This window comes from Bacillus sp. PAMC28748 (assembly GCF_014250415.1).
GTDB classification, from domain to species: Bacteria; Bacillota; Bacilli; order Bacillales; family Bacillaceae; genus Bacillus; species Bacillus licheniformis.
In genome coordinates this window covers 302,466-327,701 of sequence record NZ_CP060192.1, presented here as the reverse complement: position 1 = coordinate 327,701, position 25,236 = coordinate 302,466, and the positions used below count along the sequence as shown (strand labels likewise).

Sequence of the window (25,236 nt, the reverse complement as noted above, 5' to 3'; positions counted from 1 at the left end):
TATGTATGGCTTTGGATTTTTACTGGTATCCGAAATGCGGGACATGCCGCAAAGCGAAAAAATGGCTCGAAGACCACGGAAAAGAAATCAATGGGATACATATCGCAGAACAGCCGCCGAGCAAGGAAAAACTGAAAGAGCTCTACGAGAAAAGCGGGCTTGAATTGAAGAAGTTTTTCAACACGAGCGGCCAAAAATACCGCGAACTCGGCCTGAAAGACAAGCTGCAAAGCATGTCTGAAGATGAGCAGCTGGAACTGCTTGCATCAGACGGTATGCTGATCAAACGCCCAATTACGACAGACGGCAGTAAAGTAACGGTCGGTTTTAAAGAAGATCAGTTTAAGACATACTGGTTATAACACATCAAAATATGATATCTTCAATGTAGGATCGATTAAAACACTTTATGGAGGGGTTAGCATGAGCACACCGAAAGAGTTGCGTTATTCAGAAGAACACGAATGGGTGAAAACCGAAGGAGATAAAGTCAGAATCGGCATTACAGACTTTGCACAATCTGAGCTTGGAGACATCGTATTTGTCGAGCTTCCTGAAGTGGGAGACGAAATCAAAGCGGACGAGCCTTTTGGCAGCGTTGAATCCGTAAAGACCGTTTCTGAGCTGTATGCCCCGATCAACGGAAAAGTGGTCGAAGTGAACGAAGATCTGGAAGACAGCCCTGAATTCGTCAACGAGTCTCCGTATGAAAAGGCTTGGATGATTGTCGTCGAGCCGTCAGACGCTTCTGAAATCGAAAACCTGATGACAGCCGGGCAATATGAGGACATGATAAAAGAAGACTAAACAGGATAGACATTCGTCGTTTGGATACTCTATATCAGGAGGGGGTGTCCAAATTGACGCTGAAAAAAGAACGTATTGATATTACAGAACATGTGGAAAGCCGATTAAAAAACGGCGGAACGCAGCTGTATCATGAAAATGAGCTGATCGGCCGAATGACCGGCAAGGATCAATACGAGTTGAAATCTGGATATTCATTCCAAGATGAAAAGTTTTACAAAATGGCGGATACCGTAAGCGGACCGGATGCTAAATATGTAGACTGTGATGACCACCAAGGCTGGTGTTAATCAAGTCAGGCGGTGAATATTCACTGCCTTTTTTTACAAGTAAATCTTTAAAGGTGATCCATATGCCGGAAAATGAAAAAGTCATGATCGTCGAAGGGAAATCAGATAAGCAAAAAGTGAAGCATGTCATCGAAGAGCCCGTGGACATCATATGCACAAACGGAACGATCAGCCAGGCAAAACTCGATGAATTCGCTGAGACGCTGTTCGATAAAGACGTTTATATCCTGGTGGATGCCGATGAATCAGGCGAAAAGCTCCGCCGGCAGCTGAAGAGGGAGCTTCCCCAAGCTTCGCATCTATACATTGATAGAGTATACAAAGAAGTCGCTTCCGCCCCGAGTCAGCATGTTGCAGAAGTATTATTTCGTTCAAACATCCGGGTACATACAAAATATCTATTATAAAACGTATTGAGGTGCGGTTCAACAGATGCAAGAACTTCAAGAAAAAGAGCTAAAACGGCTAGAGCATGAAACTTGTCTTCTATATGTATACACGCCGTTCTGCGGAACGTGTCAGCTGGCCGGAAGAATGCTGGAGGTCGTTGATGAAATGATGAAGGACATTCCTTTTTATAAAAACAATCTCAATTACTCCCCGTCATTTGCCAAACAGCAGGAAATTGAAAGCGTCCCGTGTTTTATCCTTTACAAAAAAGGGCGAGTCGTCAAAAAAGAATACGCTTTTCACTCCGTTTCCTACTTATATGATACGATTAAACAAAATCTTGTGGATTAAGGGCGGTTTTGACATATTTCTCGGGAAATAACCAGCAAAAACTTGTCGAGCAATTCCTAAAGGAACTCCTGCAGCAGACAGAGAATCTGTAAGTATGACCAATTTACAGGAGGTTATACAGTTGGAGAAAATGGGATTGATAGAAAGAGAGGGCAAGGCTCTTTTTTTAAAACCTCTATTATCTACAACGGCTTTGCTGATTACGTTTCAAGGAGAGAAAGAAGCTTTTACGTTAGCAATCAACGAAAAAGGGGAAATGGAAAAATATTCTCCTGTAGAAAAAGCTCATTTGACCTTTTTTGGAGAGCAAAGCGAGATTATTGACCTTCTTCATGGCGACATTTCATTGCAGCATCTCGTACAGCGCGGCACTGTTAAAGTAAAAGGCTCTTTTAGAGCTTTATTGAAGCTTGAAGCGATTTTATGGCTGACGGACGGCTTCTTTAAAAACAGCGATCTTTATTCATAGACTTTTTAAAAATTCAAAAAATCGGCACATTCCGTGTATTAGTCAGACAGGGACGGGCGTTTACGCTCGTCTCTTTTCGCCGTAGGACGATTGTCTTACGAAAAATAGTTGACAACTATTTTTTCGCATGATATCCTACTTTAAGAATTCCGATCATAATAATCAAAAAATAAATATATGTTTCTCTTATCCAGAGAGGTGGAGGGAAGTGCCCTATGAAACCCGGCAACCATCAACACGTGTTGAAATGGTGCCAATTCACGCGAAGCGTTATGCTTTGAAAGATGAGAGAAAGGCCCAGACTTTTCCAAAGCCTTTCTGCTCATGTGTGCAGAAAGGCTTTTTTCGTTGATTGATCAGGAATTTAGACAACTATGAGAATTGAGCAAGAAAGCAGGTGATGGCTTTTGATAAATCTTCAAAATGTTTCAAAGATTTATCGGTCAAAGCATGGAGATGTCAATGCTGTCCAAGATGTCACCCTTACGATTAAAAAAGGTGAAATCTTCGGAATTATTGGATATAGCGGAGCCGGAAAAAGCTCCTTGATCCGTCTCTTGAACGGACTTGAACAGCCGACTTCAGGCACGGTTGAAGTAGCCGGCAGAAAAATCAGCGAGATCAAAGGGAAGAAGCTGAGGAAAGCAAGGCAGGAAATCAGCATGATTTTCCAGCATTTCAACCTGTTATGGTCGAGAACGGTGCGCGACAATATTGCGTTTCCGCTGGAGATCGCCGGTGTCAGCAAAGCAAAACGTCTGGAAAGAGTCGCTGAACTGATTAAGCTTGTCGGTCTTGAAGGCAAGGAAAACGCCTACCCTTCACAGCTGAGCGGAGGCCAAAAGCAGCGCGTCGGCATCGCACGGGCGCTCGCAAACAATCCGAAAGTTCTGTTATGCGATGAAGCGACATCAGCGCTTGATCCGCAGACGACTGATTCGATTCTGGGTCTTCTGTCCGATATCAATGAAAGGCTCGGACTGACCATTGTCCTGATCACTCATGAAATGCATGTCATCAGGAAAATCTGCCACAGAGTGGCCGTCATGGAAAACGGAAAGGTCGTAGAAGAAGGCGATGTACTGAACGTCTTCATCAAGCCGAAGGAAGAAATGACAAAGCGCTTTGTTCAGCAGGTAACAGAACCGGTGGAAACAAAGGAAACGCTGAAGCATTTCCTCGAAGAAACGACATCCGGGCGGACGATCAAGCTCACTTTCGTCGGCGAAGCGGCCGAATCGCCGCTGATCACGCAGATCATTCGGAAGTTCGATGTTGAAGTCAACATCCTTCAAGGCAAAATCTCGCAGACTCAGGACGGTGCATACGGTTCATTGTTCATACATGTCGACGGACGTGAAAACGAGGTCAATGACGTGGTCGATTTCATCAAGAGCCGCCAGGTAGAAGCAGAGGTGATCACGAATGTTTGAAAAACTGTTTCCAAACGTAGATATGGAGCAGCTGTGGGAAGCAACGTATGAAACGATATATATGACAGGAATTTCCCTATTGTTTGCTTTTATCATCGGAGTGATTCTCGGCATGCTGCTCTATTTGACTTCAAAAGGCAACATTTGGCAGAACCGAGTCGTTAACGGTGTAATCTCGGCAATCGTCAATGTGTTCAGGTCTATTCCTTTTATCATATTGATTATTTTGCTGCTCGGTTTCACAAAGTTTTTAATGAATACGATTCTGGGGCCGAATGCCGCTCTTCCGGCTTTGATTATCGCATCCGCTCCGTTCTATGCCCGCCTGGTTGAAATTGCTTTGCGCGAGGTCGACAAAGGCGTGATTGAAGCAGCGAAATCGATGGGGGCAAAAACATCGACGATCATATTTAAAGTGCTCCTGCCCGAATCGATGCCGGCGCTGATCTCAGGCATTACGGTTACAGCCATTGCACTGATCGGTTCGACAGCGATGGCCGGAGCAATCGGTTCAGGCGGACTCGGGAACCTTGCCTATGTAAACGGCTTTCAGATGAACAATCCCGATATTATACTGATCGCCACTATTTTCATCTTAGCTATTGTGTTCATCATCCAATTTATCGGGGATTTTATAACAAATAAATTAGACAAACGTTAGGGAGGACACCAACATGAAAAAAGGTTTATTAACAGCTTTATTCATCATTTTTGCAGGCGTTTTGGCCGCTTGCGGATCTTCCAGCAGCGAAGGAGATAAAGACAGCAAAGTCATTACAGTCGGAGCGACGCCGACGCCTCACGCCGAAATCCTTGAAGAAGCAAAACCGCTTTTGAAAGAAAAAGGCTATGAGCTTAAAATCAAAAATTTCACGGACTACAAACTGATCAACAAAGCGCTCGCTACAAAAGATCTTGATGCGAACTACTTCCAGCACGTCCCTTACCTTGAACAGGAAATGAAAGAAAACAAAGATTACGATCTAGTCAACGTCGGTGCGGTACACCTTGAGCCATTCGGCATTTACTCTAAAAAGTATAAATCTTTAAAAGACCTTCCTGACGGTGCAAAAATTATTATGAGCAACAATGCCGCTGAACAGGGCCGCATGCTTGCAATGCTTGAAAATGCGGGACTGATCAAGCTGAAATCAGGCATTGAAAAAGTAGATGCGACAGTAAAAGATATTACAGAAAACAAGAAAAACCTGAAAATCAAAAATGATGTGGCGCCTGAAATGACGGCAAAAGCATACGAAGCTAATGAAGCAGACGCAGTGTTCATCAATGTGAACTATGCGATCCAAAACAAGCTGAATCCGAAAACTGATTCAATCGAACTTGAGTCTCCAAAAGACAATCCTTACGCTAACATCATCGCCGTCCGCAAAGGCGACGAAGATTCTGACAAAGTAAAAGCTCTGATGGAAGTATTGCGCTCTGACGACATCAAAAAGTTCATCGACAAAAAATATAAAGGCTCTGTCATTTCTGTATCTGAGTAAATGAAAGAACACCCCGGTTTCGGAGAAAACCGGGGTTTTTTCGCGTATTTTTTGAAAAGAGGCTCATAATAAAAAAGACTACCTACTGAAAATGGAGGAACAAAACGTGAATCAGCATGAATCAGAAGGCATTATCGAATCCGCACTGCACGAATATAAGGCGGGGATCGGCATCTTTTCCGAAAAAATGCCCGGAATTGCCGCCAAATACAACGAATTTACCGAAGAGTGCTTTAAAAAAGGCGTGCTCAGCGAAAAGGATAAGCAGCTGATCGCACTGGGCATCAGTGTCAATACGCAGGATGAATATTGCATTATTTATCACATCAAGGGCTGCCTGGATTGCGGAGCATCGGAGGAAGAAATTCTTGAGGCAGTCGGTGTAACTGCTGCATTTGGCGGAGGCGCAGCCATGAGCCAAGCCGTCACGCTCGTTTTGCAGGCGATGGAAGAATTCCAGCAGATGAAGCATTGATTTTTCGACCGTGAAAGCATATTGAAAGCACACACATCTTTGCAGAGTTTGTATATAACTGGTACTATGTAAGAAAATCTCTGAAAGGATGATTCATTATTTGTTCAAGCCAAGATCAGCTTGACCTTGAATTCACGGCCGAAATGGAAAAAGCGATGCACAAGTCGCATGGAATGGGGTACGAGGAGTACAGCAGAAGCCATGTGAATCGGCTTGAAGTTGAGAAAAGACGAGAAAAGCAGTATCAAAAAAGCAAGCAGATCGTATCAGACTTGCCCATAATCGGATAAAACGCGAGGGGGACGGATGCCGATCCGTCCTTCTCCATGTTCTTAGAAGCCGCTTGACCTTAATTAAAGGAAAAGGTAAAATTTAAATATGAATACATGATCATATATCAATTTAAGAGGAGGATTTAAAATGGCTCATTCTCACGGACATACAGGACACAGCCACCATGGCAGCCGATCAGCAAATCAAAAAGCGCTGTTCATCAGCTTCGGTTTAATTTTTACTTTTATGATGATTGAAGTGATAGGCGGAATATTGACGAACAGCCTCGCTTTGCTGTCAGATGCGGGACATATGCTCAGCGACGCTGCGGCGCTTGGCTTCAGCCTCTTGGCGTTTAAAATTGGGGAAAAGGCCGCAAGCGCGAGCAAAACATTCGGCTACAGGCGCTTTGAGATTTTGGCTGCGTTTATCAATGGCATCACCCTGCTTTTGATTTCACTTTATATTTTTTGGGAAGCATACAATCGCTTTTTCAGCCCGCCGGAAGTCGCGGGAAGGGGTATGCTTGCGATTGCGACGGTTGGTCTGTTCGTCAACATTGCTGCGGCCTGGGTAATAATGAAAGGCGACACAAGCGGGAATTTAAATATGCGGAGCGCTTTTTTGCACATCATCGGCGATATGCTGGGCTCTTTCGGGGCGATCATCGCGGGCCTCCTTATGCTTTTCTTCAATTGGAACATCGCCGATCCAATCGCCAGCGCCGTCGTCGCTGCTTTGGTTCTCGTCAGCGGCTGGCGGGTGACGAAAGACTCGGTGCATATATTAATGGAAGGAAAACCGAAAGACATTGATGCGGAGGCGCTTAAAAACGGCCTGCTTTCCATCCCGTCGGTCAGGGAGGTTCACGACCTCCACATTTGGTCGATCTCATCCGATATGCCGTCATTAAGCTGCCATATCGTAGCGGATGAAAACAGTGACAGGGATAGAATTTTAAAACAAGTATCAAAATATCTAAGGAAAGAATGCAACGTGGAGCATGTGACGGTTCAAATAGAAGGGGAGCGCTGTTCCCCTCATGAATCGTGCAGCCTGGGAGCAAACCATCCCCGCTCTTAATGACGGATGTACCGATTGTTTTCGACAGCTTGGTAATAAATTCCGCTTTTCTGCCCCGGGAAGTTTTCTTGTCCCAATCTCTTTAAGAACAAATCGTTTTTTGTTAAACTTGAGAACATGTACACGAAAAGATAGGAAGACTATTGTTGTATTCAATTTTCATTTGTTATAAAATTAGAATGAGAATAAATTGAGAATGATGATTATCTATAATTGGAGGTATATTTCATGGCTGCTTCGACATTAACAATCAAAGATCTTCACGTTGAGATTGAAGGGAAAGAGATTTTAAAAGGTGTAAACCTTGAAATAAAAGGCGGGGAATTCCACGCTGTAATGGGACCGAACGGAACGGGTAAATCAACTTTATCCGCGGCGATCATGGGACACCCTAAATACGAAGTGACGAAAGGAAGCATCACGCTGGACGGCAAGGACGTTCTGGAAATGGAAGTGGACGAGCGCGCTCAAGCCGGTCTGTTTTTGGCTATGCAGTATCCGAGTGAAATCAGCGGTGTTACAAATGCCGATTTTCTCCGTTCAGCGATCAACGCGCGCAGAGAAGAAGGCGACGAGATTTCTTTAATGAAATTCATCCGCAAAATGGACGAAAACATGGAATTTCTTGAAATGGACCCTGATATGGCGCAGCGCTACCTGAACGAAGGTTTTTCAGGCGGTGAGAAAAAGCGCAACGAGATCCTTCAGCTGATGATGATCGAACCGAAAATCGCGATTCTTGACGAAATCGATTCAGGTTTGGATATCGACGCCCTTAAAGTCGTTTCAAAAGGAATCAACAAAATGCGCGGCGAGAACTTTGGCTGCCTGATCATCACGCACTATCAGCGCCTCTTGAACTACATTACGCCTGACCATGTGCACGTCATGATGCAGGGCCGCGTCGTGAAATCCGGCGGACCTGAACTTGCACAGCGCCTTGAGGCTGAAGGATATGACTGGATTAAGCATGAGCTTGGAATCGAAGACGAAACTGTCGGTCAAGAAGCGTAAGCGTTAGGGGGATAAACATGACATTGGAAACAAAACTATCTGTAGATCGGGAATATGTCAAAAGCTTCTCTGAGAAGCACCAGGAACCGGCATGGCTGCAAGATCTACGCTTAGAAGCGCTTGAAAAAGCAGAAGATCTGCCGCTGCCGAAACCTGATAAAACAAAAATTACAAATTGGAATTTTACACGGTTTGATAAGCATACTGTAGAAAATAAACCGCTTGATTCTTTGGATGATCTTTCAGATGAGGTCAAATCGCTGATCGATCTTGGAAATGAAGACAAAACGCTTTATGTCCAGAGAGACCAGACGCCGGCTTACCTTTCTCTTTCAAAAGAGCTGCAGGATAAAGGCGTCATCTTTACAGATATTCATACTGCGTTCCGCGAACACGGCGAGCTTGTCAAAAAGTACTTTATGAAAGACGGCGTAAAAGCCGATGAGCATAAATTAACTGCATTGCATGCAGCCCTCCTGAACGGCGGAGCCTTCCTTTACGTACCGAAAAACGTCGAGCTGGAAGCTCCGGTGCAGGCTGTTTATGTCCATGAAAGCAACGATACAACGCTTTTCAACCATGTACTTGTCGTTGCAGATGACAACAGTGCCGTCACATATGTAGAAAACTACATCAGCACGGTGAATCCTAAGGAAGCGGTCTTTAACATCGTGTCAGAAGTGATCACAGGCGCGAATGCCCGCGTGCAATACGGAGCCGTCGACAACCTTTCCGCAGGGGTAACGGCTTATGTCAGCCGCCGCGGAACTGCACTCGGACGCGACAGCAAAATTGAATGGGCGCTCGGTTTGATGAATGACGGAGACACCATTTCTGAAAACACGACGAATCTGCATGGAGACGGCACATTCGGCGATACGAAAACGGTTGTCGTCGGCAGAGGAGAACAGACTCAAAACTTTACAACGCAAATCATTCACCACGGAAAGCATTCAGAAGGCTATATTTTAAAACACGGCGTTATGAAAGATTCCGCGTCTTCGATCTTCAACGGTATCGGAAAGATCGAGCACGGCGCGTCAAAATCAAATGCAGAGCAGGAGTCACGCGTTCTTATGCTGAGTGAAAAAGCGCGCGGCGACGCAAACCCGATCCTATTAATCGATGAAGACGATGTAACGGCAGGACACGCTGCATCTGTCGGCCGCGTCGATCCGGTTCAGCTCTACTATTTGATGAGCCGCGGAATTCCTAAAGAAGAAGCAGAGCGCCTCGTCATTTACGGCTTCCTCGCACCGGTTGTCAATGAACTTCCGATTGAAGGCGTGAAGAAGCAGCTGGTCTCTGTGATTGAAAGGAAAGTAAAATAATGAATGCTAAAGATATTCGCGAACAGTTTCCGATTCTCAGCCAACAGGTCAACGGACACGATCTCGTTTATTTGGACAGCGCGGCCACCTCGCAAAAGCCGCGCGTCGTCATTGAGACGCTTGATGAGTATTACAACTCTTACAATTCCAATGTCCATCGCGGCGTCCATACATTAGGAACAAAAGCAACGGATGGATATGAAGGAGCACGTGAGAAGGTCAGGAAGTTTATAAACGCGAAATCGATGCAGGAAATTATTTTCACAAGGGGTACGACAACGGCCCTGAACACGGTTGCGCTCAGCTATGCCCGCGCAAACCTTAAGCCCGGTGATGAAATCGTCATTACACCGATGGAGCACCATGCGAATATTATTCCGTGGCAGCAGGCTGTCAAAGCAACCGGCGCCACGCTGAAGTACATTCCGCTTCAGGAAGACGGCACCATTTCCTTGGACGATGTCAGGGAAACGGTGACGGAAAATACAAAAATCGTCTCTGCAGCGCATGTTTCAAACGTTCTCGGTACGATCAACCCGATTAAGGAAATGGCCAAAATCGCCCACGAACACGGCGCGGTCATGGTCGTAGACGGTGCGCAAAGCACGCCGCACATGAAAATTGACGTCCAGGATTTGGACTGCGATTTCTATACGTTTTCAGCCCACAAAATGTGTGGTCCGACCGGAATCGGGGTATTGTATGGAAAAAAAGCATTGCTTGAAAACATGGAACCTGCAGAATTCGGCGGAGAAATGATCGATTTTGTCGGTCTTTACGAATCGACTTGGAAGGAGCTGCCTTGGAAATTCGAAGCCGGCACACCGATCATTGCCGGCGCGATCGGATTGGGAGCGGCGATTGACTTCCTTGAAGACATCGGACTTGATGAAATATTAGCGCATGAACACCGTTTGGCGGCATACGCGCTGGAGCGCTTTAAAGAGCTTGAAGGCGCTGTTGTCTATGGTCCGGCCGAACGTGCAGGACTCGTGACGTTCAACCTTGAAGACGTTCATCCGCACGATGTGGCAACCGTGCTGGATGCAGAAGGGGTCGCCGTCAGAGCCGGCCATCACTGCGCGCAGCCTTTAATGAAATGGCTGAACGTCTCCGCCACTGCAAGAGCGAGCTTTTATCTGTATAATACGGAAGAAGACATCGACAAACTGATTGAAGCTCTTCAGAAGACAAAGGAGTATTTCACAAATGTCTTTTAATGTGAACTTGGATACACTGTATCGCCAGGTGATTATGGATCACTATAAAAACCCGAGAAATAAAGGGGTTTTGAATGACAGCATCGTCGTTGACATGAACAACCCGACATGCGGTGACCGGATCAGGCTGACGATGAAGATAACGGACGGTAAAGTAGAAGATGCAAAATTTGAAGGCGAAGGATGCTCAATCTCAATGGCTTCTGCGTCTATGATGACACAGGCGATCAAAGGGAAAGACGTGGAGACCGCCCTTCAAATGTCACGGATCTTTTCAGATATGATGCAGGGCAAAGACTACGACGATTCGATTGATTTAGGAGATATTGAAGCTCTGCAAGGCGTTTCAAAATTTCCGGCCCGAATTAAATGCGCAACATTGTCATGGAAAGCCCTCGAAAAAGGCGTTTCCAAAGAAAACAGCGATAACGAATAAAGATTGGAGTGAAAATGGATGGCTAAGAAAATGCCGGATATCGGCGAATATAAATACGGTTTTGCCGACAAAGACGTTTCCATTTTCCGTTCAGAGCGGGGATTGACAAAAGAAATCGTTGAAGAAATTTCACGCATGAAAGAAGAGCCACAGTGGATGCTCGACTTTCGCTTGAAATCTCTTGAACACTTCTACAATATGCCAATGCCGCAATGGGGCGGAGATTTAAACTCATTAAACTTTGATGAAATCACATACTATGTAAAGCCTTCTGAGCGTTCAGAAAGATCATGGGACGAAGTGCCTGAGGAAATCAAACAGACATTTGACAAGCTCGGAATCCCAGAAGCTGAGCAAAAATATTTGGCCGGTGTATCCGCGCAATATGAGTCAGAAGTCGTTTACCATAACATGAAAGAAGACCTTGAGTCTCAAGGGATCGTCTTCAAAGACACAGACAGCGCCCTCAAAGAAAATGAAGACATTTTCCGCGAGCATTGGGCAAAAGTCATCCCGCCGACTGACAACAAGTTTGCGGCCTTGAACTCAGCGGTATGGTCAGGCGGATCATTCATCTACGTGCCAAAAGGCGTAAAAGTGGATACTCCGCTGCAAGCATACTTCCGCATCAACTCAGAAAACATGGGACAGTTCGAACGGACGCTGATCATCGTAGACGAAGGCGCTCACGTCCACTATGTAGAGGGATGTACAGCACCTGTTTATACGACGAACTCCCTTCACAGCGCGGTTGTTGAGATCATCGTTAAAAAAGGCGGCTACTGCCGTTATACAACGATTCAAAACTGGGCGAACAACGTCTTCAACCTTGTGACAAAGCGTGCGGTTTGTGAAGAAAACGCGACGATGGAATGGATCGACGGAAACATCGGCTCCAAGCTGACAATGAAATATCCTGCCGTTATCCTGAAAGGCGAAGGCGCGCGCGGCATGACGCTTTCTATCGCCCTGGCAGGAAAAGGACAGCATCAGGATGCCGGTGCGAAAATGATTCACCTTGCACCGAATACGTCATCCACAATCGTTTCAAAATCAATCTCAAAACAAGGCGGAAAAGTCACATACCGCGGAATCGTACACTTCGGACGCAAAGCCGAAGGCGCCCGCTCAAACATCGAGTGCGACACGCTTATCATGGACAACAAATCAACTTCTGATACAATCCCATACAATGAAATTTTGAACGACAACATTTCATTGGAGCACGAAGCGAAAGTATCAAAAGTATCTGAAGAGCAGCTCTTCTACTTGATGAGCCGCGGTATTTCTGAAGAAGAAGCAACAGAAATGATCGTCATGGGCTTCATCGAGCCGTTCACGAAAGAACTGCCGATGGAATACGCAGTCGAAATGAACCGTCTTATCAAGTTCGAGATGGAAGGGTCTATTGGTTAACCCTTGATACTAAAGGGGGTGATCAGACTTCGATTTGATTGCACCCGAATAAACTTTATGTTTGTGTACCGCAGATATAATCTATTGCCTATCGATTTTCTAAAAGGCGTAGAAATGTATCTGCGGTTTTTTCTTTAGCTTTTTATTTCATAAAAGAGGTTTGAATTTTGCTTCCTAACGATTAGTTATGCCAAATTACATATCAACAGGAAAATATAATCCTTCATCTGTTCTGCCTTCCTTCCTATACTTCTAAAATTCACCCAAACACGGAAAACGAATCATATTGATTAGGCCAAAAAACCTCTAACTTATAAAGATTTCTGAGAATGTTGTTGTGAAAAATTATTACTTTTATGTAAAATGATGACTATGAATAAAAAGGGAATTGCTATTTTGGGTTTTTAGAAAAATTATAATCTTGCGAGAAAGGAAGAGGATATGTGAGCGTGATACCATATGATTTGGTTGCGACGAAAATGAATTTTTGGTATACAGCCTTAAAAAACAATTGGACAGGCAAGGCTGAGGATACTAAGAAAGAAGTTGAACGAGAATTAGAACAAATGGAACAAAATCAGGATGTGATTGTCTATTACAACTTACTGCTCTTCCGGCATAATCTTCAACTTGATTATATGTATTCTAAACCCGGTGTAAATTTAAATAGTCGTTTTGATGAGTTCAAAAAGATTCGCGATCAGAATAATCTGGAAGGAATGTTGGATTATTATTATCATTTTTTCGCTGGAATGTATCATTTCAGACAAAAAGAATTAATCCTTGCGCTGAATTTTTATAGGGATGCCGAGAAAAAACTCGATTCTTTTGATTGTGATGAACTGGAAAAGGCTGAATTTTATTTCAAGGCATCTGAAGTGTATTACCATATGAAACAAACCATCTTTTCGATGAATTATGCAAGTCGTGCGTATAACTTATTCAAAAAGTATGATACTTACGGTGAGCGTCGAGTACAAAGTCAGTTTATTATTGCAGGTAACTGGCTAGATCATATGTATCCCGAAAAAGCTCTACATAATTTAAATAAAGAGCTTAAAGAGTCAGAGACACAAGGAATTCTTCATCTTATGGGTTCATCACATTTAAATATCGGAATATGCTACAATAAATTGGAAGATGTCGATAAAGCAACCTACAATTTTCAAAGAGCTCTGAACCTTTATAAAGAGGAGAAGCATAGTTTTTTGCCAAAAACATTATTCAACCTCGCACATGTCAGGGCAAAGCAAGGGAAGTTGTCAATAACTGATGACCTATACTATGAAGGCAAAGAGTTGGCTGAAAAGAACAAGAATTTAGATATGCTTGCAAAGTTTGATTTAATAAAAGGGCTTTATCTTTCATTTGATCTGGATATGGTTCGCGAATCGTTCAAGTTTTTCGAAAGTAAAGGCAAGTATGCAGACATGGAGGAATACGGTCTTATAGCGGCTGAACTATTAGAGAAAAAAGAAAAAATTCGAGATGCAGTGGAATTCTACCGGATAACAGTTAATGCGAGAAGACAAATTCAAAGGAGTGCTTTTCTACATGTAAACTAAATCGTTCTAGGGGTAGTTAAAGCAGCAGGATTTCTTACTATAAAAAAGAATTTCCCCCAGCATTATTAAAACCTCAAATTTTGATTACTTGATTATTATTTTAAGTAATCGCAGAAAGAAAGGTCGGTCTATGGCAAGCTATTTAAAATCCAGAATCGTATCTTATCTGTTTATTCTTTTGGAAGTGGGGACCGGATTCGCAATTTGCGAGGTGTCAATGGAAAATCCGAATTACTCCTCAGCTTGCGCGGTCTTTATCATAGGTTTTACGATTGGGGAATGCTTCATGATTAGAAAATGGTAAATTTTGATCATGACGGGATACTCTTTACCCTCTTCTATAAAAGTGGGACAGACAGTTGAAAAGCCGGTAAATTCATAGCCTTGTATTTCAACAGTAACTTCTTCTATATGCGGGTTTCATTTTTTCATCTTTGCTTAATACATTAAATCACCTCCTTTATACAGTATTTGTCCATTAAAGAAGAACAGGATCTTCTTGTCAAATATCTTTATTAGATCATATTGTCATGTATAATGAAGGGTATAGCATGTGACATTCATACTGTATAAGAAAGGATATGACCAGTGAAAATGTTGAAAAAGGCTGTGTTGATAGCCGCTGTTTTCTTGCTGGCCGCATTTGCCGGGAGTACAGAAGCCTTTGCTATGCCTTCCAAAGGCGCGGTGAAATTCAGGACGGATGCCAATACATATACGAAATCAGCCACTTCGATCGTTGTCACTGGAAAAAGCCCTGTTACGGGAACGATGATTGCCGTCAGGCTGATCAATAAAAAAGGGACTGTCCTGATCTATCGAGATGTTCATTTAACGCGCGGAAAGCCTCATTTTCGGGTGAGCTTTCCGACGAAAAAGCTGAAACCGGGCAAGTATGACGTCTGGGTGGATGCCGTCAAAGGAAAGAAGTGGCACGGGGAATTGAAGCGCTACATTGTCATCAAGCATTGATCTCTTTTATGATGGACGGAGGGCTGTGTAATGACTGTCGTGGGTTTTTGCGTATTATTATGTTCTGCATTTATCCATGCATCGTGGAACTATCTTTCTAAAAAAGCCGATGGAGGCGTTCCGTTTATCTGGCTGTTCACAGCGATTGCAGCCGTCATCTACACGCCGTTGGCCATAGGTGTCGTCATATATGAAAAGCCTGAGATCGGCATCTGGCAGCTTGTCATCATCATGGCGAGCATCCTTGCTCACTTGGGCTTTTTTCTTGTTCTTCAAAAAGGATACAAAAAGGGCGATCTCTCCCTTGTCTATCCGATCGCGAGGGGGACAGGCCCGCTGCTCACCTGCATGCTGGCGGTCGCCTTTTTTGGCGAGACGTTGACGCTGCCCGCTATTATAGGGATTCTATTGATTGTGATCAGCATTCTTTTTTTTACAGGGGGAGTGAAGCGGTTAAAAGAATCAGGCTCGTTCACACCGGTTCTTTACGGGCTGGCGGTCGGCGGCATTATTGCCGCATATACTCTCCTTGATAAAGCAGCGGTCAGCCGGTTTCTCATTCCGCCATTGCTGCTGGATTATTGCAATACGCTCGGCCGCCTGGTCATATTGACTCCTTATGCCGCGAAAAGCTGGAGTGAAGTCCGGTTTGAGTGGAAGCATCACCGGATGGAAGCTGTCGGGGTCGGGGTTTTTAATTCTTTGGCTTATATTTTGGCGCTGAGTGTCATGGTATTTGCCCCGGTCAGCTATGTGGCGCCTGTTCGGGAAATCAGCATTTTAATCGGAACCGTGATGGGGGCGGTTCTTTTGTCCGAAGGTTTCGGACGACTGAGGATCATCGCGGCTGCCTTAATGGTGCTTGGCGTGATATCGGTAGCCGCTGGTTAGGTTGTGCTCCATCGGTGTGATCCGTTATATTTGTAGAATAAACAGAAATGAAAAAGGTGTTAGTCATGAAATCTTTTATTGTAGTCGGAGCGGGCATCCTCGGCGCTTCAGCCGCTTATCATATTGCAAAAAAGGGCGCGGATGTGACATTGATTGACCGCGGAGAGCGGGGAAGGGCTACAGATGCCGCGGCTGGAATCGTCTGCCCCTGGCTTTCGCAGCGCAGGAACCAGGCATGGTACAAGCTTGCAAAAGGCGGTGCGGCGTACTATGCCGATTTAATCAAGCAGCTTGAAGCTGACGGAGAATCGGATACGGGGTATAAACGGACAGGCGCTATCAGCTTGCATACAGACGAGCGAAAGCTGGAGAAAATGGAAGAACGGGCGCATCTAAGGCGCAAGGATGCGCCCGAAATCGGCGAGATCACCCGGTTATCCCATGAGGAAACGAAGCGTTTATTTCCGCCTTTGGCAGAGGGGTACAGCTCGGTTCATATCAGCGGAGCCGCGCGCGTGAATGGAAAATTGCTGCGCCGCTCACTTGTGAATGCCGCAAAAAAATACGGAGCTTCTGTTGTTTCAGGAAACGCTTCATTGCTCTATGAAGGAAACCGGGTAACAGGGATCTCCACAGGGGGCAAGAAAATATACGCTGATCAGGTGCTTGTCACAGCGGGAGCTTGGGCGGACGAGCTCTTGAAGCCGCTCGGCGTTCGTTTTTCAGTCAGCTACCAAAAAGCGCAGATCGTCCACCTTTGTCTTCCTGATGCCGATACCGGCAGCTGGCCTGTTGTGATGCCTCCGAATGACCAATACATACTGGCATTTGAAGACGGCCGGATCGTTGCCGGCGCTACTCACGAAAATGAAGCGGAACTGGACGATCTTCGGGTAACGGCCGGCGGCCTTCACGAAATTTTCTCAAAGGCGCTCGCCGTTGCGCCGGGGTTGGAATTGAGCGAGCTGCTTGAGGCGCGCGTAGGCTTCAGGCCGTTTACACCGGGCTTTCTCCCCGTGATCGGCTCATTGCCGAACATTTGCGGGCTCCTCGTTGCCAACGGTCTCGGCGCTTCAGGGCTTACGTCAGGTCCGTACCTTGGCGCTGAATTGGCAAGGCTCGCTTTGGGAGAAGAGCCTGAGCTTGATATCGCTTTATATGATCCGGCCGGCGCGCTTGAAAGTTGAATCAACGTGCAGAAAAAAGTTCACTCTAGCTTCGAGTGAACTTTTTTCTTGTTTACAGTTTTAAAATAGAATATTGTTCAATATAAATTCATGGAGTAAAATTTTGGGTGAATGAGCTGGCTTTATTTGAAGTGCATGCCGGTTTTTTGAATCGGCTGCCTCTGATTCCAAACAAATTTGGAAAATGAAGGAGGACCGCCATGATCCAGTTTGACTTTGAGTATTACAGCCCCCAATCTGCGCAGGAAGCGGTAAAGCTCTTTCAAAGCCTGGAGCGGGAGGGGAAAAAGCCGGCGTATTGTTCCGGCGGAACAGAACAGTTGATGCTCGGACGGATGAATGTGATCCATACAAATGCCGTCATCGATATTAAAGATATACCTGAGTGCAGGACTTTGCAATTTGAACGGCATCACCTTGCTTTAGGCTCGGCGCTAACACTGACGGAGATCACGGAAAACGGCGGCTTTCCGCTGTTGAGCAAAGCGGCGAGAGAGGTGGCCGACCATACGGCGCGCAATAAGATTACGCTTGGCGGCAATATTTGCGGGCAGATCTTTTACCGCGAAGCGGTGCTGCCTTTTTTATTAACCGACAGCAAAGTGGTGACAGTTGGAGACAAGGGGAAAAAGCGCTATCTGATTCACGACGTATTTGATCAGCAGCTGAAGCTGAGCAAGGGAGAAATCCTCATTTCGCTTTTGATTGAAGAACGCTATCTTCATCAGCCTTTTGCAAGCATAAAAGTGAGGCAGCGATGGGATACGGGATATCCTTTGGCAACGATTTCGGCTCTCGAAATAGACGGACGCGTCCGCTGTGCATTCAGCGGTGTCTGCTCTTATCCGTTTCGCTCCGCTGAAGTGGAATCTGCGTTGAATGACGAGGCACTCCCTGTTGGTCAAAGGGTGGAAGAGGCGATCAACCGCCTGCCCGGTCCTGTATTGGACGATGCGCAAGGTTCCGCAGAGTACCGCACGTTTGTCATCAAACATACTCTGTTTGACATTCTCGGCATGCTGAAAAAGGAAACCTTATGACAAAGCGCTAAAAGGATGGAAGTAACCCTTGAGATGAACGGAGAAAAAAGGCCGGCTTCCATCAAGCCGGCCGACACGCTTTTAGATGTGCGTGAAGGAAGGCTCGGATTGAGCTCGGCTGTTTGAACGGAGACTGCGGGATCTGGGCTGTCAGTGTAGATAATCGGCCCATGAAGCCGTGCCTCGCGGCTGCTGCACAGCAGATTTCTTTCGTTTTATGGATAAAAAATCGGTGCTGAACAAAAAAACAGAGGTTTGAAAAAAGAGCGCTGAGCAGGCGCTTTTTTTGTTCAATTCAAAACGCCCGAGCCCCAAATATCCTCCGCCCATTCAGGGTGATCAATGAACGGATTGCGGTTATGCTGGTATTGCTGATAGATGATATCGTTCCGCTTTCTTTCGAGGGCATCGACAGGGTCTTCATGATGCCATTTCAATAAAACCGACATTTTTCCGTGGTACGGTTTAGACCCGTTGTTCGTTGTATTGTTCATTTCAAGATCCGGATGACCGTCGTCCCCTTCATAGCGGACCGCCATATAGAAAATCATTCTGGCGACATCGCCTTTGATGCTTTTGTCAGGTTCCCAGGAATCGCCGTCATAGTAGTTTCCGGGAGCTCCGGGATAGGGGCTGCCGCCTTCGTCAAAATCAAGGTTTCCGCGGGCGGCGTTAACTTGCACATCGCTGGGCCTGAGGTGATGCAAATCTGTCCCGGGTCCTTTGCTTGTCCCGAAATCACCGTGCGATTTTGCCCATACGTGCTCGCGGTTCCAATCGCCCGTTTGCCCCCCGTTCGCCTGTTTAGAGCGCGACTCTCTGGAATATAACAGTATCACGTTGTTTCGATTGGCCGGATCTTCATCCGTTGCTTTCAGCGCTTCCCATACCTCGCTGTAAGACAGCTCTCGATGATCGTCGATTGTGTCGTGAAGCGCTCGTTTTAAAGCTTCACCTGTTTTGCCCTGCGCCTGTTCGTAGTAATCTGCCGGAGCCGAGGATTGTACGGGTAAGGAAAACAGCTGGAAGGCCTCTGCGTTTTGGGCGGGCGCGCACATCGCCGACAACATCAAAATAAACGGAATGACACACTTTCGGTTCATCTATCGATCCCCTCCTTTTCATTTCTTTCATTATCCAATCTTTTCATGAAAAGGAAATATCATTTTGATTACGGTTTTCTTACGGTCTTGTAAATGAAGCTTTCCACCTTTCAAGAGCTTCCAGACCGGCTTTTTCTTTCAGCTGTTTTTCCGCCGCTTGGACACCTTCTTCAATGGCCGCGCAGTATCCGAACAAATAATAGCGCAATGCGGCATTCATGATGACTTGTTTTCTTTCGTATTCCGTATCGGCCGATTCATCTCCGGCGAGAACGGCTGTTATTTTTTCCGCCTGCTCTTCAGCAGACAGCGGTTTGTTGAGCTTTGCTTCCTCTGCGTAAAGTCCGTATTCTTCAGGTTTTAATATAAAAGAATCGATCTCGCCGTTTTTTATTGTAAACACAAAGCTGCCTCTGTGGACCGGCACATCTTCCGAGCCCTCCGCCCCTGGACAATGAACACTTCTTTGTACGTCAAGCGCTGAAATACGGGATGCATTTTCTGTATGGCCGTCCGGTGAAATGCGCCCATCATAAGCTTGTCGGCATCAGAGAAGTTGACCAGTTTTTCTGCTGTATTCAACACGGTGCGGACGCCGATTTCCTCGCGGATTTTCCTCATGCGAACAAACGGTTTGCAAAATGTTTCGGCGGCGGCGAATCCGATTAAAGCCTTTTCGAGTGAGCGTGCCGTTTGCGCTGGGGCAGTCTCAGAGGGGATTCCGAGTTTGTCCAGGACATCTTTTACGCTCGTTCCATATTTGGGCGGCAATGCATCGCTGCCGTGGAGAAACGCAGGAACGCCGTTTCCTGCGAGAAGGAGGGAGACGGGAATGGTTGCTAAAAAAGAATGTCTTCCTGTATAAGGTCCTGCAAAATCGATGACCGCCTCTTTTACAGCTCTGGAAAGGCTCAATGATTCCGAGCTGTTCCGCAATGCTTCGGTAAACGCGAACAATTCTTCAGGGGACTCCGTTTTGATCCTCTCCGCTATTAACAACGCGGCTGTCTGAGCGGGGCTTGCATTTCCCGTAACAATCGCTTCAGCAGCCTGTCTGGCCTCTTCATAAGTTAAATCCCGGGCGCCCCTTTTTCCTCTGGCCACTTCTTTAATCCACTGCTGCAATGTCAACTCTCTCCTTTACATGCTGATCTTTCTTATGACTTTACATGAAAATGCAGAAAAGGAACAGTCGAGATGATCAGCTTAATGATTGATAGAAAATGTGACGATTTTCTGGATTGCTCGTGTTGATTTATGTATTTTAACTGAAAACACGCTGAAATTTAGAGGATTTTTCAATGCTATCAGCGCTGCGATCATTTAATATGTTAAAAAATTTAACATGGAAGAAGGGGAGATTAAAAAATGGGAATGCCGGCTTACAAAACAGAAGAGGTGAAAAAGAACGAAAAACGCAAAAAGGAATTTCCGCATATTTATGTCATTCTGGCTGTCATGATTGGTCTTATGGCGCTTGCGACATATGTCATTCCGGCAGGCGAATATGAACGGGTGGAAAGTCCGGACGGCAGGGAAATGATTGATCCAGCGTCCTACAAACGGGTCGAACAGACGCCGGTTGATATTCTTGGCTTGCTTACGGCGGTTCCGAAAGGGATGACAGAAGCGGCTCCGATTATTGTGTTTACGTTTGTGATTGGCGGAGCTTTTGCCGTTCTGAGGAAAGCATCTGTCATTGAGCTCGGCGTCCGTCTGTTGGCCGATCAGTTCAGGAACAAGCCTGTTTTCGTTACGCCTGTCTTAATATTCGTTTTCTCCGGCATTTCCTGTTTTATCGGGACGCCTGAGCTTTCGATCGTTTATGTCCCTGTCATTCTTCCTTTGCTGCTGTCCCTCGGATATGACCGGATGACAGCAGCAGCAATCGCATTGTGCGGGACGATCGCCGGCTTTACGAGCGCTTTGACAAACCCATTTACCGTGGGAACCTCACAAATGATTTCCGGTCTCCCGCTTTATTCCGGGATGGGGTACAGGGCGGTCATCTTTGTTGTCGTTACGGCGATTGCCGCTGTTTATGTGCTCAAATATGCGGAAAAGATCAGAGCGCATCCTGAAAAAAGCCTGACGGGCAAGGAAGCAGTCGAACCCGTGCCGGCTTTTAAAGCAGGCGGACGGGTGAAATGGGCCGGGATCGCGGCGCTTGGGTTGTTTGCCGGCTTGATTGGGTGTGTAATTTATTTCAGGTGGGATATGCTAACAATGGCGGGCTATTTCCTGGCGCTCGGCATCATTCCTGCTTACATCGCCGGCATGAATTCGAGAGACATTGCCGAGTCCTTTAATGAGGGTTTTAAAGAAGTGCTCGTCGGTGCGATGATTTGCGGCATTGCAAGAGCTGCAGCAGTCGTTATGGCCGACGGGCAGATCATGGATACGATTGTTTACGGCTTGTCTCATGCTGTCTCACAGCTTCCTTCGTATTTAACGGTTACGGCGATGCTCTTTACACAGATGCTGTTTAACTTTTTTGTTCCAAGCGGAAGCGGACAGGCTTTAATAATGATGCCGATTATGGCGCCTTTGGCTGATATCGTCGGAATTACGCGGCAGACGGCGATTCTGGCCTTCCAATTCGGAGACGGTTTTTCAAACATCGTCTTTCCGACATCGGGATATTTTATGGCGACGCTTGCGATCAGCCGGATTGCCTGGAACAAATGGCTGCGATTCATCCTTCCGCTGTTTTGCCTCTGGATGGGAGCGGCCGTGCTTTTCCTGATGTTTGCTAACGCTGTCGGCTGGTCGTAAATGGATAAAAAGGCGGGGGAATCTCCGCTTTTTTATTTACCCATCATTCCTTGAGAAGAAAAAATATGCAAAAATATGAAAAAACTAGACTTTAAACCTATCTGTGGATATACTAATTTAGTAATTGTTCGAATTTAAGATTGTCCGGTATTTTCGGGCTGAAGGAAGGTATCCGCAGATGAAAAAGATGGCCAGATTGTATATGCTCATGCTTAACGTGTTTATCGTGATGCTTGGTATAGGCTTGATTATTCCACTCATGCCTACGTTTATAGAAGAATTCGGCGCGTCAGGCAGCACGCTCGGATTGCTGATCGCGGCTTCGGGGATTACCCAGCTGCTGTTTTCGCCCGTTGCCGGGGAAATGACTGATAAATACGGAAGGCGGAAAATGATCATTTTAGGAATCGGTGCGTTTGCGGTTTCCCAGCTGCTTTTCGCCTTGGCGAGCCAGATGTGGCTGCTGTTTGTTTCCCGCCTTCTCGGCGGAGCGGGAGCTGCGTTTTTGGTGCCGGCCATGTTTGCCTACATCGCTGACATCACATCGGAAAAGGATCGAAGCAAAGGGATGGGGCTGATCAGCGCCGCGATGTCTCTCGGCTTTGTCATCGGTCCGGGAGCAGGCGGATATTTGGCGGCGTTCGGGCTCACCTTCCCGTTTTACGTGTCAGCCGGATTAGCCGGCTTGGCGACGGTTTTATCGCTTCTTGTCCTCCCGGAAACGCTCAGTCAAGAAAAGATGCTTGAAAAGCGCCGCTCCGTTCAAAAGCGCGAACCGCTCGCTAAGCAAATGGCGCGCGCGCTGCGGTCGCCGTATGCATTTCTGTTTATCCTCGTGTTCATCTTGAACTTCGGGATCATGAATTTCGAGGCGGTATTCAGCCTTTATGTCGATCATAAGCACGGCTTTACACCGGGAGACATTGCCTTTGTCATAACAGCGGCAAGTCTGATCGGCGTGTTCGTCCAGGCGGTGGCTCTCGGGATGCTGACGAACCGCTTCGGCGAAAAAAAGCTGATGAACATGACGCTGATCGGTTCTGCCGGAGCGCTTGCCGTCTGCTCGATTGCCGGTTCGTACTGGCTGGTTTTCGGGGCAACAATTGTTTTCTTCATGCTGACGTCCATTCTTCGACCGGCGATTAATACGCTGATTTCAAAAATGGCCGGAGATGAACAGGGATTTGCCGCAGGCATGAACAATGCGTTTATGAGCCTTGCCAACATTGTCGGACCGACAGTGGCCGGTCTGTTATTCGATGTGAACGTAGAAATTCCATATATTTTTGGTGTGGTCGTTCTCGTGCTCAGCTTTTTGGCGGCAGTCAGCTGGGGGCGGAAGCAGCAGGCGCGCACAATTCCTGAAAAAGTATAAGGGAGCCGGCACATATGCCGGCTTTTTTATGGTGAAATGCTCAAATCATCAAATATGCCGGCGCGGCTTTACATCCTCCGATTGCCGCGGGGAAGGGATTTCTCACAACCCAAGCAGCATTTGAATTCTGAGCGCGAGTCTCAAGCGCAAGGTCGTGTCCGCATCTTTCAGGCTTTTCCCGAGCAGTTCCTCGCATTTTTCAAGCCTGTAGATGACGGTGTTTCTGTGGATGTACAGGCGCTTGGCCGTTTCAGAAATCTGACAGTGCGTTTCCAGATAGACGGACAATGTTTGCAGGAGCCCTGGGTCATCCTTCGGCAGGCTGGCAAGCTGATGCAGCGCATGCGTGTAAAATGTCTTCAAATCATCAGCCGGAATCATGCGCAAAAGCTCTGACACGTCTTTCATATGGTACGTCTGGATGAACTCGGTGCTGCCTGACAAATGGCCGGAGTGGAGCGCATCGACGGCTTCTTTGCAAATGTGCGGAACGTCTCTCAGCTGATGGCTGAGGTTGCTGATTCCAAAAGAAATCGTCCGCTGAAAATGCTCAGATGCATGGCGCTGAAACGCCTTTAAAAATCCGCCCACGGCTGCATTCATTTCAGCCCAGCTGTCCGTCGCCTCGGCCAGCAGGAAGCATATGTTTCCTTTTGTGAAAAGGTGCGGAGGAAACGGGAAGTCAACCAGCTCTTCTTCCAGGCGTTCGAACACGGAATCTGATTCAAGCTGATTTTCCGTGAAGCTGAGCGATTTTTCGCGGCGGTCCAATTTGCCGGCGATGCACACATATTTTTGATCCCACTTGAGCTGAAATTCTTTTGCTCGGTTTTTAATTTCTTCAGCAGAGGAAAAGGCGCCGTCCAAAAAATTTCTGAAAAACTCGTTCCGCGCTCTTCGCAAATATTGTTTGAGCGCATTTTCCTTCAGCAGCTCAAAGGCGATGACATTGGCGGCTTGTTCGAGGGTTAACAGCAAGCCTTTGTCTGAAGGGGAAATCATCCCGCAGACAACGAGGAAGCCGCATTTTTTTTCATGAGTATAGATCGGAAATACCGAATAGGTTTGTTTGTCGGGAATCGTTGAAAAACAGGTGAGCCCCGTTCTGTTTCCTTTTTGAAATATTCCTTCATAATCCGACAGCGTCCCGGCGGCATCTGCTTTTGAGGAGGCAATCGGCTTGAGGTGCTGATTGAATAGAAGAACGGGAAGCTTTAAAACAGCAGAGACGTTATGCAAGAGCGATTGAATGCTTTTTCCGCTCATAATATGGCTTGTGAACTTTTTTTGAGCGGCGATGGCCTGTTCGAGTTCTGCCGTCCGTTTGTCTAGAATATGGCTCAGTGTATGATTGACAATATCACCGAGGCGGACATCTTCATTTAGCTCGATGATCGGAAATGTCCGCTCGTCGGCAAGCTTGATCACCTCGTCGGGTATTTCCTGCAAAAAGCGGGTTTTGATACCGAGTCCGGCGCAGCCCCGCCTGATCATCCTTTCAATCAATTCCTTCAATAAAAAAGGCCGGTCTTTTAAATGGTATGCGGTCGTGACGAGGAGTTCGCCATGATGCAGATAATCGGCAATATCTGGCGCATCCATCATATTGATGTGTTCAATGTTCCGGGTTACGCCCGCCTTTCCAGCGGCAAGCGTTGCGCCTTTAAATACAGGGAGTTTCATCATGTCATAGATATTCATTGATCTGTACAGGCCTCCTTTGTCATTTTAGTCATTTTCAACAAAAAATGAGCGGATTTGTGACATTTATGCCGATGTTTATTTTTCATGTTACCAGTAAAATTGTATTTATATAGAGAGTTGTAAAGAAATAT

25 protein-coding genes, 1 pseudogene and 1 riboswitch are annotated in these 25,236 nt (G+C 46.2%); of the genes and pseudogenes, 23 read left to right on the top strand and 3 right to left on the bottom strand.

Going from position 1 to position 25,236, the window contains the following annotated elements:
- The first annotated feature begins 5 nt into the window (after positions 1 to 5).
- From H7F26_RS01780 to H7F26_RS01680, 21 genes are all read left to right on the top strand, one after another.
- Positions 6 to 362, top strand: coding sequence for an arsenate reductase family protein (locus H7F26_RS01780; protein WP_003185068.1), 357 nt, complete (start codon positions 6 to 8; stop codon positions 360 to 362).
- Between the two features lie 61 nt (positions 363 to 423).
- Positions 424 to 807, top strand: a complete 384-nt coding sequence (gene gcvH / locus H7F26_RS01775; protein ID WP_003185066.1) for a glycine cleavage system protein GcvH — start codon at positions 424 to 426, stop codon at positions 805 to 807.
- Positions 808 to 860: 53 nt separating this feature from the next.
- A complete protein-coding gene (locus tag H7F26_RS01770) occupies positions 861 to 1,097 on the top strand; it encodes a YusG family protein (RefSeq protein ID WP_003185065.1) in 237 nt (78 codons plus the stop codon).
- A 62-nt stretch (positions 1,098 to 1,159) separates the two neighbouring features.
- On the top strand, positions 1,160 to 1,504 hold the full coding sequence (locus H7F26_RS01765) for a toprim domain-containing protein (RefSeq protein WP_003185062.1): 345 nt from the start codon (positions 1,160 to 1,162) through the stop codon (positions 1,502 to 1,504).
- 25 nt (positions 1,505 to 1,529) lie between these two features.
- Complete coding sequence (locus tag H7F26_RS01760; RefSeq protein WP_003185060.1) at positions 1,530 to 1,838, top strand: thioredoxin family protein; 309 nt, start codon at positions 1,530 to 1,532, stop codon at positions 1,836 to 1,838.
- A gap of 121 nt (positions 1,839 to 1,959) precedes the next feature.
- Positions 1,960 to 2,307, top strand: a complete 348-nt coding sequence (locus tag H7F26_RS01755; RefSeq protein ID WP_003185057.1) for an SCP2 sterol-binding domain-containing protein — start codon at positions 1,960 to 1,962, stop codon at positions 2,305 to 2,307.
- A 183-nt stretch (positions 2,308 to 2,490) separates the two neighbouring features.
- A riboswitch (SAM riboswitch) is annotated at positions 2,491 to 2,598 on the top strand.
- Between the two features lie 116 nt (positions 2,599 to 2,714).
- Positions 2,715 to 3,740 (top strand): methionine ABC transporter ATP-binding protein MetN, encoded by a 1,026-nt coding sequence (metN, locus tag H7F26_RS01750; RefSeq protein WP_003185055.1) that lies wholly within the window; start codon positions 2,715 to 2,717, stop codon positions 3,738 to 3,740.
- Positions 3,733 to 4,401, top strand: a complete 669-nt coding sequence (locus tag H7F26_RS01745) for a methionine ABC transporter permease (protein ID WP_003185053.1) — start codon at positions 3,733 to 3,735, stop codon at positions 4,399 to 4,401. Before metN ends, H7F26_RS01745 begins: the two co-directional genes overlap by 8 nt.
- Positions 4,402 to 4,414: 13 nt before the next feature.
- A complete protein-coding gene (metQ, locus tag H7F26_RS01740) occupies positions 4,415 to 5,245 on the top strand; it encodes a methionine ABC transporter substrate-binding lipoprotein MetQ (RefSeq protein WP_003185051.1) in 831 nt (276 codons plus the stop codon).
- A gap of 106 nt (positions 5,246 to 5,351) precedes the next feature.
- Positions 5,352 to 5,720, top strand: coding sequence for a carboxymuconolactone decarboxylase family protein (locus H7F26_RS01735; RefSeq protein WP_003185049.1), 369 nt, complete (start codon positions 5,352 to 5,354; stop codon positions 5,718 to 5,720).
- A gap of 420 nt (positions 5,721 to 6,140) precedes the next feature.
- Complete coding sequence (locus H7F26_RS01730) at positions 6,141 to 7,076, top strand: cation diffusion facilitator family transporter (protein ID WP_003185046.1); 936 nt, start codon at positions 6,141 to 6,143, stop codon at positions 7,074 to 7,076.
- Positions 7,077 to 7,304: 228 nt separating this feature from the next.
- Complete coding sequence (gene sufC, locus H7F26_RS01725; protein ID WP_003185044.1) at positions 7,305 to 8,090, top strand: Fe-S cluster assembly ATPase SufC; 786 nt, start codon at positions 7,305 to 7,307, stop codon at positions 8,088 to 8,090.
- Positions 8,091 to 8,107: 17 nt separating this feature from the next.
- Positions 8,108 to 9,421: a Fe-S cluster assembly protein SufD gene (gene sufD, locus H7F26_RS01720; RefSeq protein ID WP_003185043.1), complete on the top strand. Its 1,314-nt coding sequence runs from the start codon at positions 8,108 to 8,110 to the stop codon at positions 9,419 to 9,421.
- Entirely contained in the window at positions 9,421 to 10,641 is a 1,221-nt protein-coding gene (sufS, locus tag H7F26_RS01715) for a cysteine desulfurase SufS (protein WP_003185041.1), read from the top strand. Before sufD ends, sufS begins: the two co-directional genes overlap by 1 nt.
- Complete coding sequence (gene sufU, locus H7F26_RS01710; RefSeq protein ID WP_003185039.1) at positions 10,631 to 11,077, top strand: Fe-S cluster assembly sulfur transfer protein SufU; 447 nt, start codon at positions 10,631 to 10,633, stop codon at positions 11,075 to 11,077. The genes sufS and sufU overlap by 11 nt, the downstream gene beginning before the upstream one ends.
- A gap of 18 nt (positions 11,078 to 11,095) precedes the next feature.
- The gene (sufB, locus tag H7F26_RS01705) at positions 11,096 to 12,493 is read left to right on the top strand and encodes a Fe-S cluster assembly protein SufB (protein ID WP_003185037.1); all 1,398 of its coding nucleotides are present in this window, start codon (positions 11,096 to 11,098) and stop codon (positions 12,491 to 12,493) included.
- 443 nt (positions 12,494 to 12,936) lie between these two features.
- Entirely contained in the window at positions 12,937 to 14,058 is a 1,122-nt protein-coding gene (locus H7F26_RS01700) for a response regulator aspartate phosphatase (protein ID WP_003185035.1), read from the top strand.
- A 588-nt stretch (positions 14,059 to 14,646) separates the two neighbouring features.
- Positions 14,647 to 15,030: a hypothetical protein gene (locus H7F26_RS01695; RefSeq protein WP_003185033.1), complete on the top strand. Its 384-nt coding sequence runs from the start codon at positions 14,647 to 14,649 to the stop codon at positions 15,028 to 15,030.
- A 30-nt stretch (positions 15,031 to 15,060) separates the two neighbouring features.
- Entirely contained in the window at positions 15,061 to 15,921 is an 861-nt protein-coding gene (locus H7F26_RS01690; RefSeq protein ID WP_003185031.1) for a DMT family transporter, read from the top strand.
- A 65-nt stretch (positions 15,922 to 15,986) separates the two neighbouring features.
- Positions 15,987 to 17,108, top strand: coding sequence for an NAD(P)/FAD-dependent oxidoreductase (locus tag H7F26_RS01685; RefSeq protein ID WP_003185028.1), 1,122 nt, complete (start codon positions 15,987 to 15,989; stop codon positions 17,106 to 17,108).
- Between the two features lie 200 nt (positions 17,109 to 17,308).
- Positions 17,309 to 18,148: an FAD binding domain-containing protein gene (locus H7F26_RS01680; RefSeq protein WP_003185025.1), complete on the top strand. Its 840-nt coding sequence runs from the start codon at positions 17,309 to 17,311 to the stop codon at positions 18,146 to 18,148.
- Positions 18,149 to 18,438: 290 nt separating this feature from the next.
- Here H7F26_RS01680 and H7F26_RS01675 read toward each other — a convergent pair whose 3' ends face one another.
- Together H7F26_RS01675 and H7F26_RS01665 are read right to left on the bottom strand one after the other, a co-directional pair.
- Positions 18,439 to 19,251, bottom strand: coding sequence for an endonuclease I family protein (locus tag H7F26_RS01675; protein ID WP_009329544.1), 813 nt, complete (start codon positions 19,249 to 19,251; stop codon positions 18,439 to 18,441).
- A 79-nt stretch (positions 19,252 to 19,330) separates the two neighbouring features.
- Positions 19,331 to 20,355 (bottom strand): annotated as a pseudogene (locus H7F26_RS01665) (anthranilate phosphoribosyltransferase).
- Positions 20,356 to 20,619: 264 nt separating this feature from the next.
- Between H7F26_RS01665 and H7F26_RS01660 the strand changes: the two are divergent.
- Together H7F26_RS01660 and H7F26_RS01655 are read left to right on the top strand one after the other, a co-directional pair.
- Positions 20,620 to 22,026 carry a YfcC family protein gene (locus tag H7F26_RS01660; RefSeq protein WP_003185015.1) on the top strand — a complete coding sequence of 469 codons (1,407 nt, stop codon included), beginning with the start codon at positions 20,620 to 20,622 and terminating at the stop codon, positions 22,024 to 22,026.
- A 178-nt stretch (positions 22,027 to 22,204) separates the two neighbouring features.
- Positions 22,205 to 23,401, top strand: coding sequence for an MFS transporter (locus H7F26_RS01655; RefSeq protein WP_003185013.1), 1,197 nt, complete (start codon positions 22,205 to 22,207; stop codon positions 23,399 to 23,401).
- A 102-nt stretch (positions 23,402 to 23,503) separates the two neighbouring features.
- Here the strand turns inward: H7F26_RS01655 and H7F26_RS01650 are convergent, their stop codons facing one another.
- The gene (locus tag H7F26_RS01650; RefSeq protein ID WP_003185012.1) at positions 23,504 to 25,102 is read right to left on the bottom strand and encodes a PucR family transcriptional regulator; all 1,599 of its coding nucleotides are present in this window, start codon (positions 25,100 to 25,102) and stop codon (positions 23,504 to 23,506) included.
- Between the last annotated feature and the right edge of the window lie 134 nt (positions 25,103 to 25,236).

Bases quoted from the DNA above. Each gene is read 5' to 3' on its own strand.
- H7F26_RS01780 (WP_003185068.1), top strand. From the start codon at position 6: ATGGCTTTGGATTTTTACTGGTATCCGAAATGCGGGACATGCCGCAAA.
- gcvH (WP_003185066.1), top strand. From the start codon at position 424: ATGAGCACACCGAAAGAGTTGCGTTATTCAGAAGAACACGAATGGGTG.
- H7F26_RS01765 (WP_003185062.1), top strand. From the start codon at position 1,160: ATGCCGGAAAATGAAAAAGTCATGATCGTCGAAGGGAAATCAGATAAG.
- H7F26_RS01760 (WP_003185060.1), top strand. From the start codon at position 1,530: ATGCAAGAACTTCAAGAAAAAGAGCTAAAACGGCTAGAGCATGAAACT.
- H7F26_RS01745 (WP_003185053.1), top strand. From the start codon at position 3,733: ATGTTTGAAAAACTGTTTCCAAACGTAGATATGGAGCAGCTGTGGGAA.
- metQ (WP_003185051.1), top strand. From the start codon at position 4,415: ATGAAAAAAGGTTTATTAACAGCTTTATTCATCATTTTTGCAGGCGTT.
- H7F26_RS01730 (WP_003185046.1), top strand. From the start codon at position 6,141: ATGGCTCATTCTCACGGACATACAGGACACAGCCACCATGGCAGCCGA.
- sufC (WP_003185044.1), top strand. From the start codon at position 7,305: ATGGCTGCTTCGACATTAACAATCAAAGATCTTCACGTTGAGATTGAA.
- sufD (WP_003185043.1), top strand. From the start codon at position 8,108: ATGACATTGGAAACAAAACTATCTGTAGATCGGGAATATGTCAAAAGC.
- sufS (WP_003185041.1), top strand. From the start codon at position 9,421: ATGAATGCTAAAGATATTCGCGAACAGTTTCCGATTCTCAGCCAACAG.
- sufU (WP_003185039.1), top strand. From the start codon at position 10,631: ATGTCTTTTAATGTGAACTTGGATACACTGTATCGCCAGGTGATTATG.
- sufB (WP_003185037.1), top strand. From the start codon at position 11,096: ATGGCTAAGAAAATGCCGGATATCGGCGAATATAAATACGGTTTTGCC.
- H7F26_RS01690 (WP_003185031.1), top strand. From the start codon at position 15,061: ATGACTGTCGTGGGTTTTTGCGTATTATTATGTTCTGCATTTATCCAT.
- H7F26_RS01685 (WP_003185028.1), top strand. From the start codon at position 15,987: ATGAAATCTTTTATTGTAGTCGGAGCGGGCATCCTCGGCGCTTCAGCC.
- H7F26_RS01680 (WP_003185025.1), top strand. From the start codon at position 17,309: ATGATCCAGTTTGACTTTGAGTATTACAGCCCCCAATCTGCGCAGGAA.
- H7F26_RS01675 (WP_009329544.1), bottom strand. From the start codon at position 19,251: ATGAACCGAAAGTGTGTCATTCCGTTTATTTTGATGTTGTCGGCGATG.
- H7F26_RS01660 (WP_003185015.1), top strand. From the start codon at position 20,620: ATGGGAATGCCGGCTTACAAAACAGAAGAGGTGAAAAAGAACGAAAAA.
- H7F26_RS01655 (WP_003185013.1), top strand. From the start codon at position 22,205: ATGAAAAAGATGGCCAGATTGTATATGCTCATGCTTAACGTGTTTATC.
- H7F26_RS01650 (WP_003185012.1), bottom strand. From the start codon at position 25,102: ATGAATATCTATGACATGATGAAACTCCCTGTATTTAAAGGCGCAACG.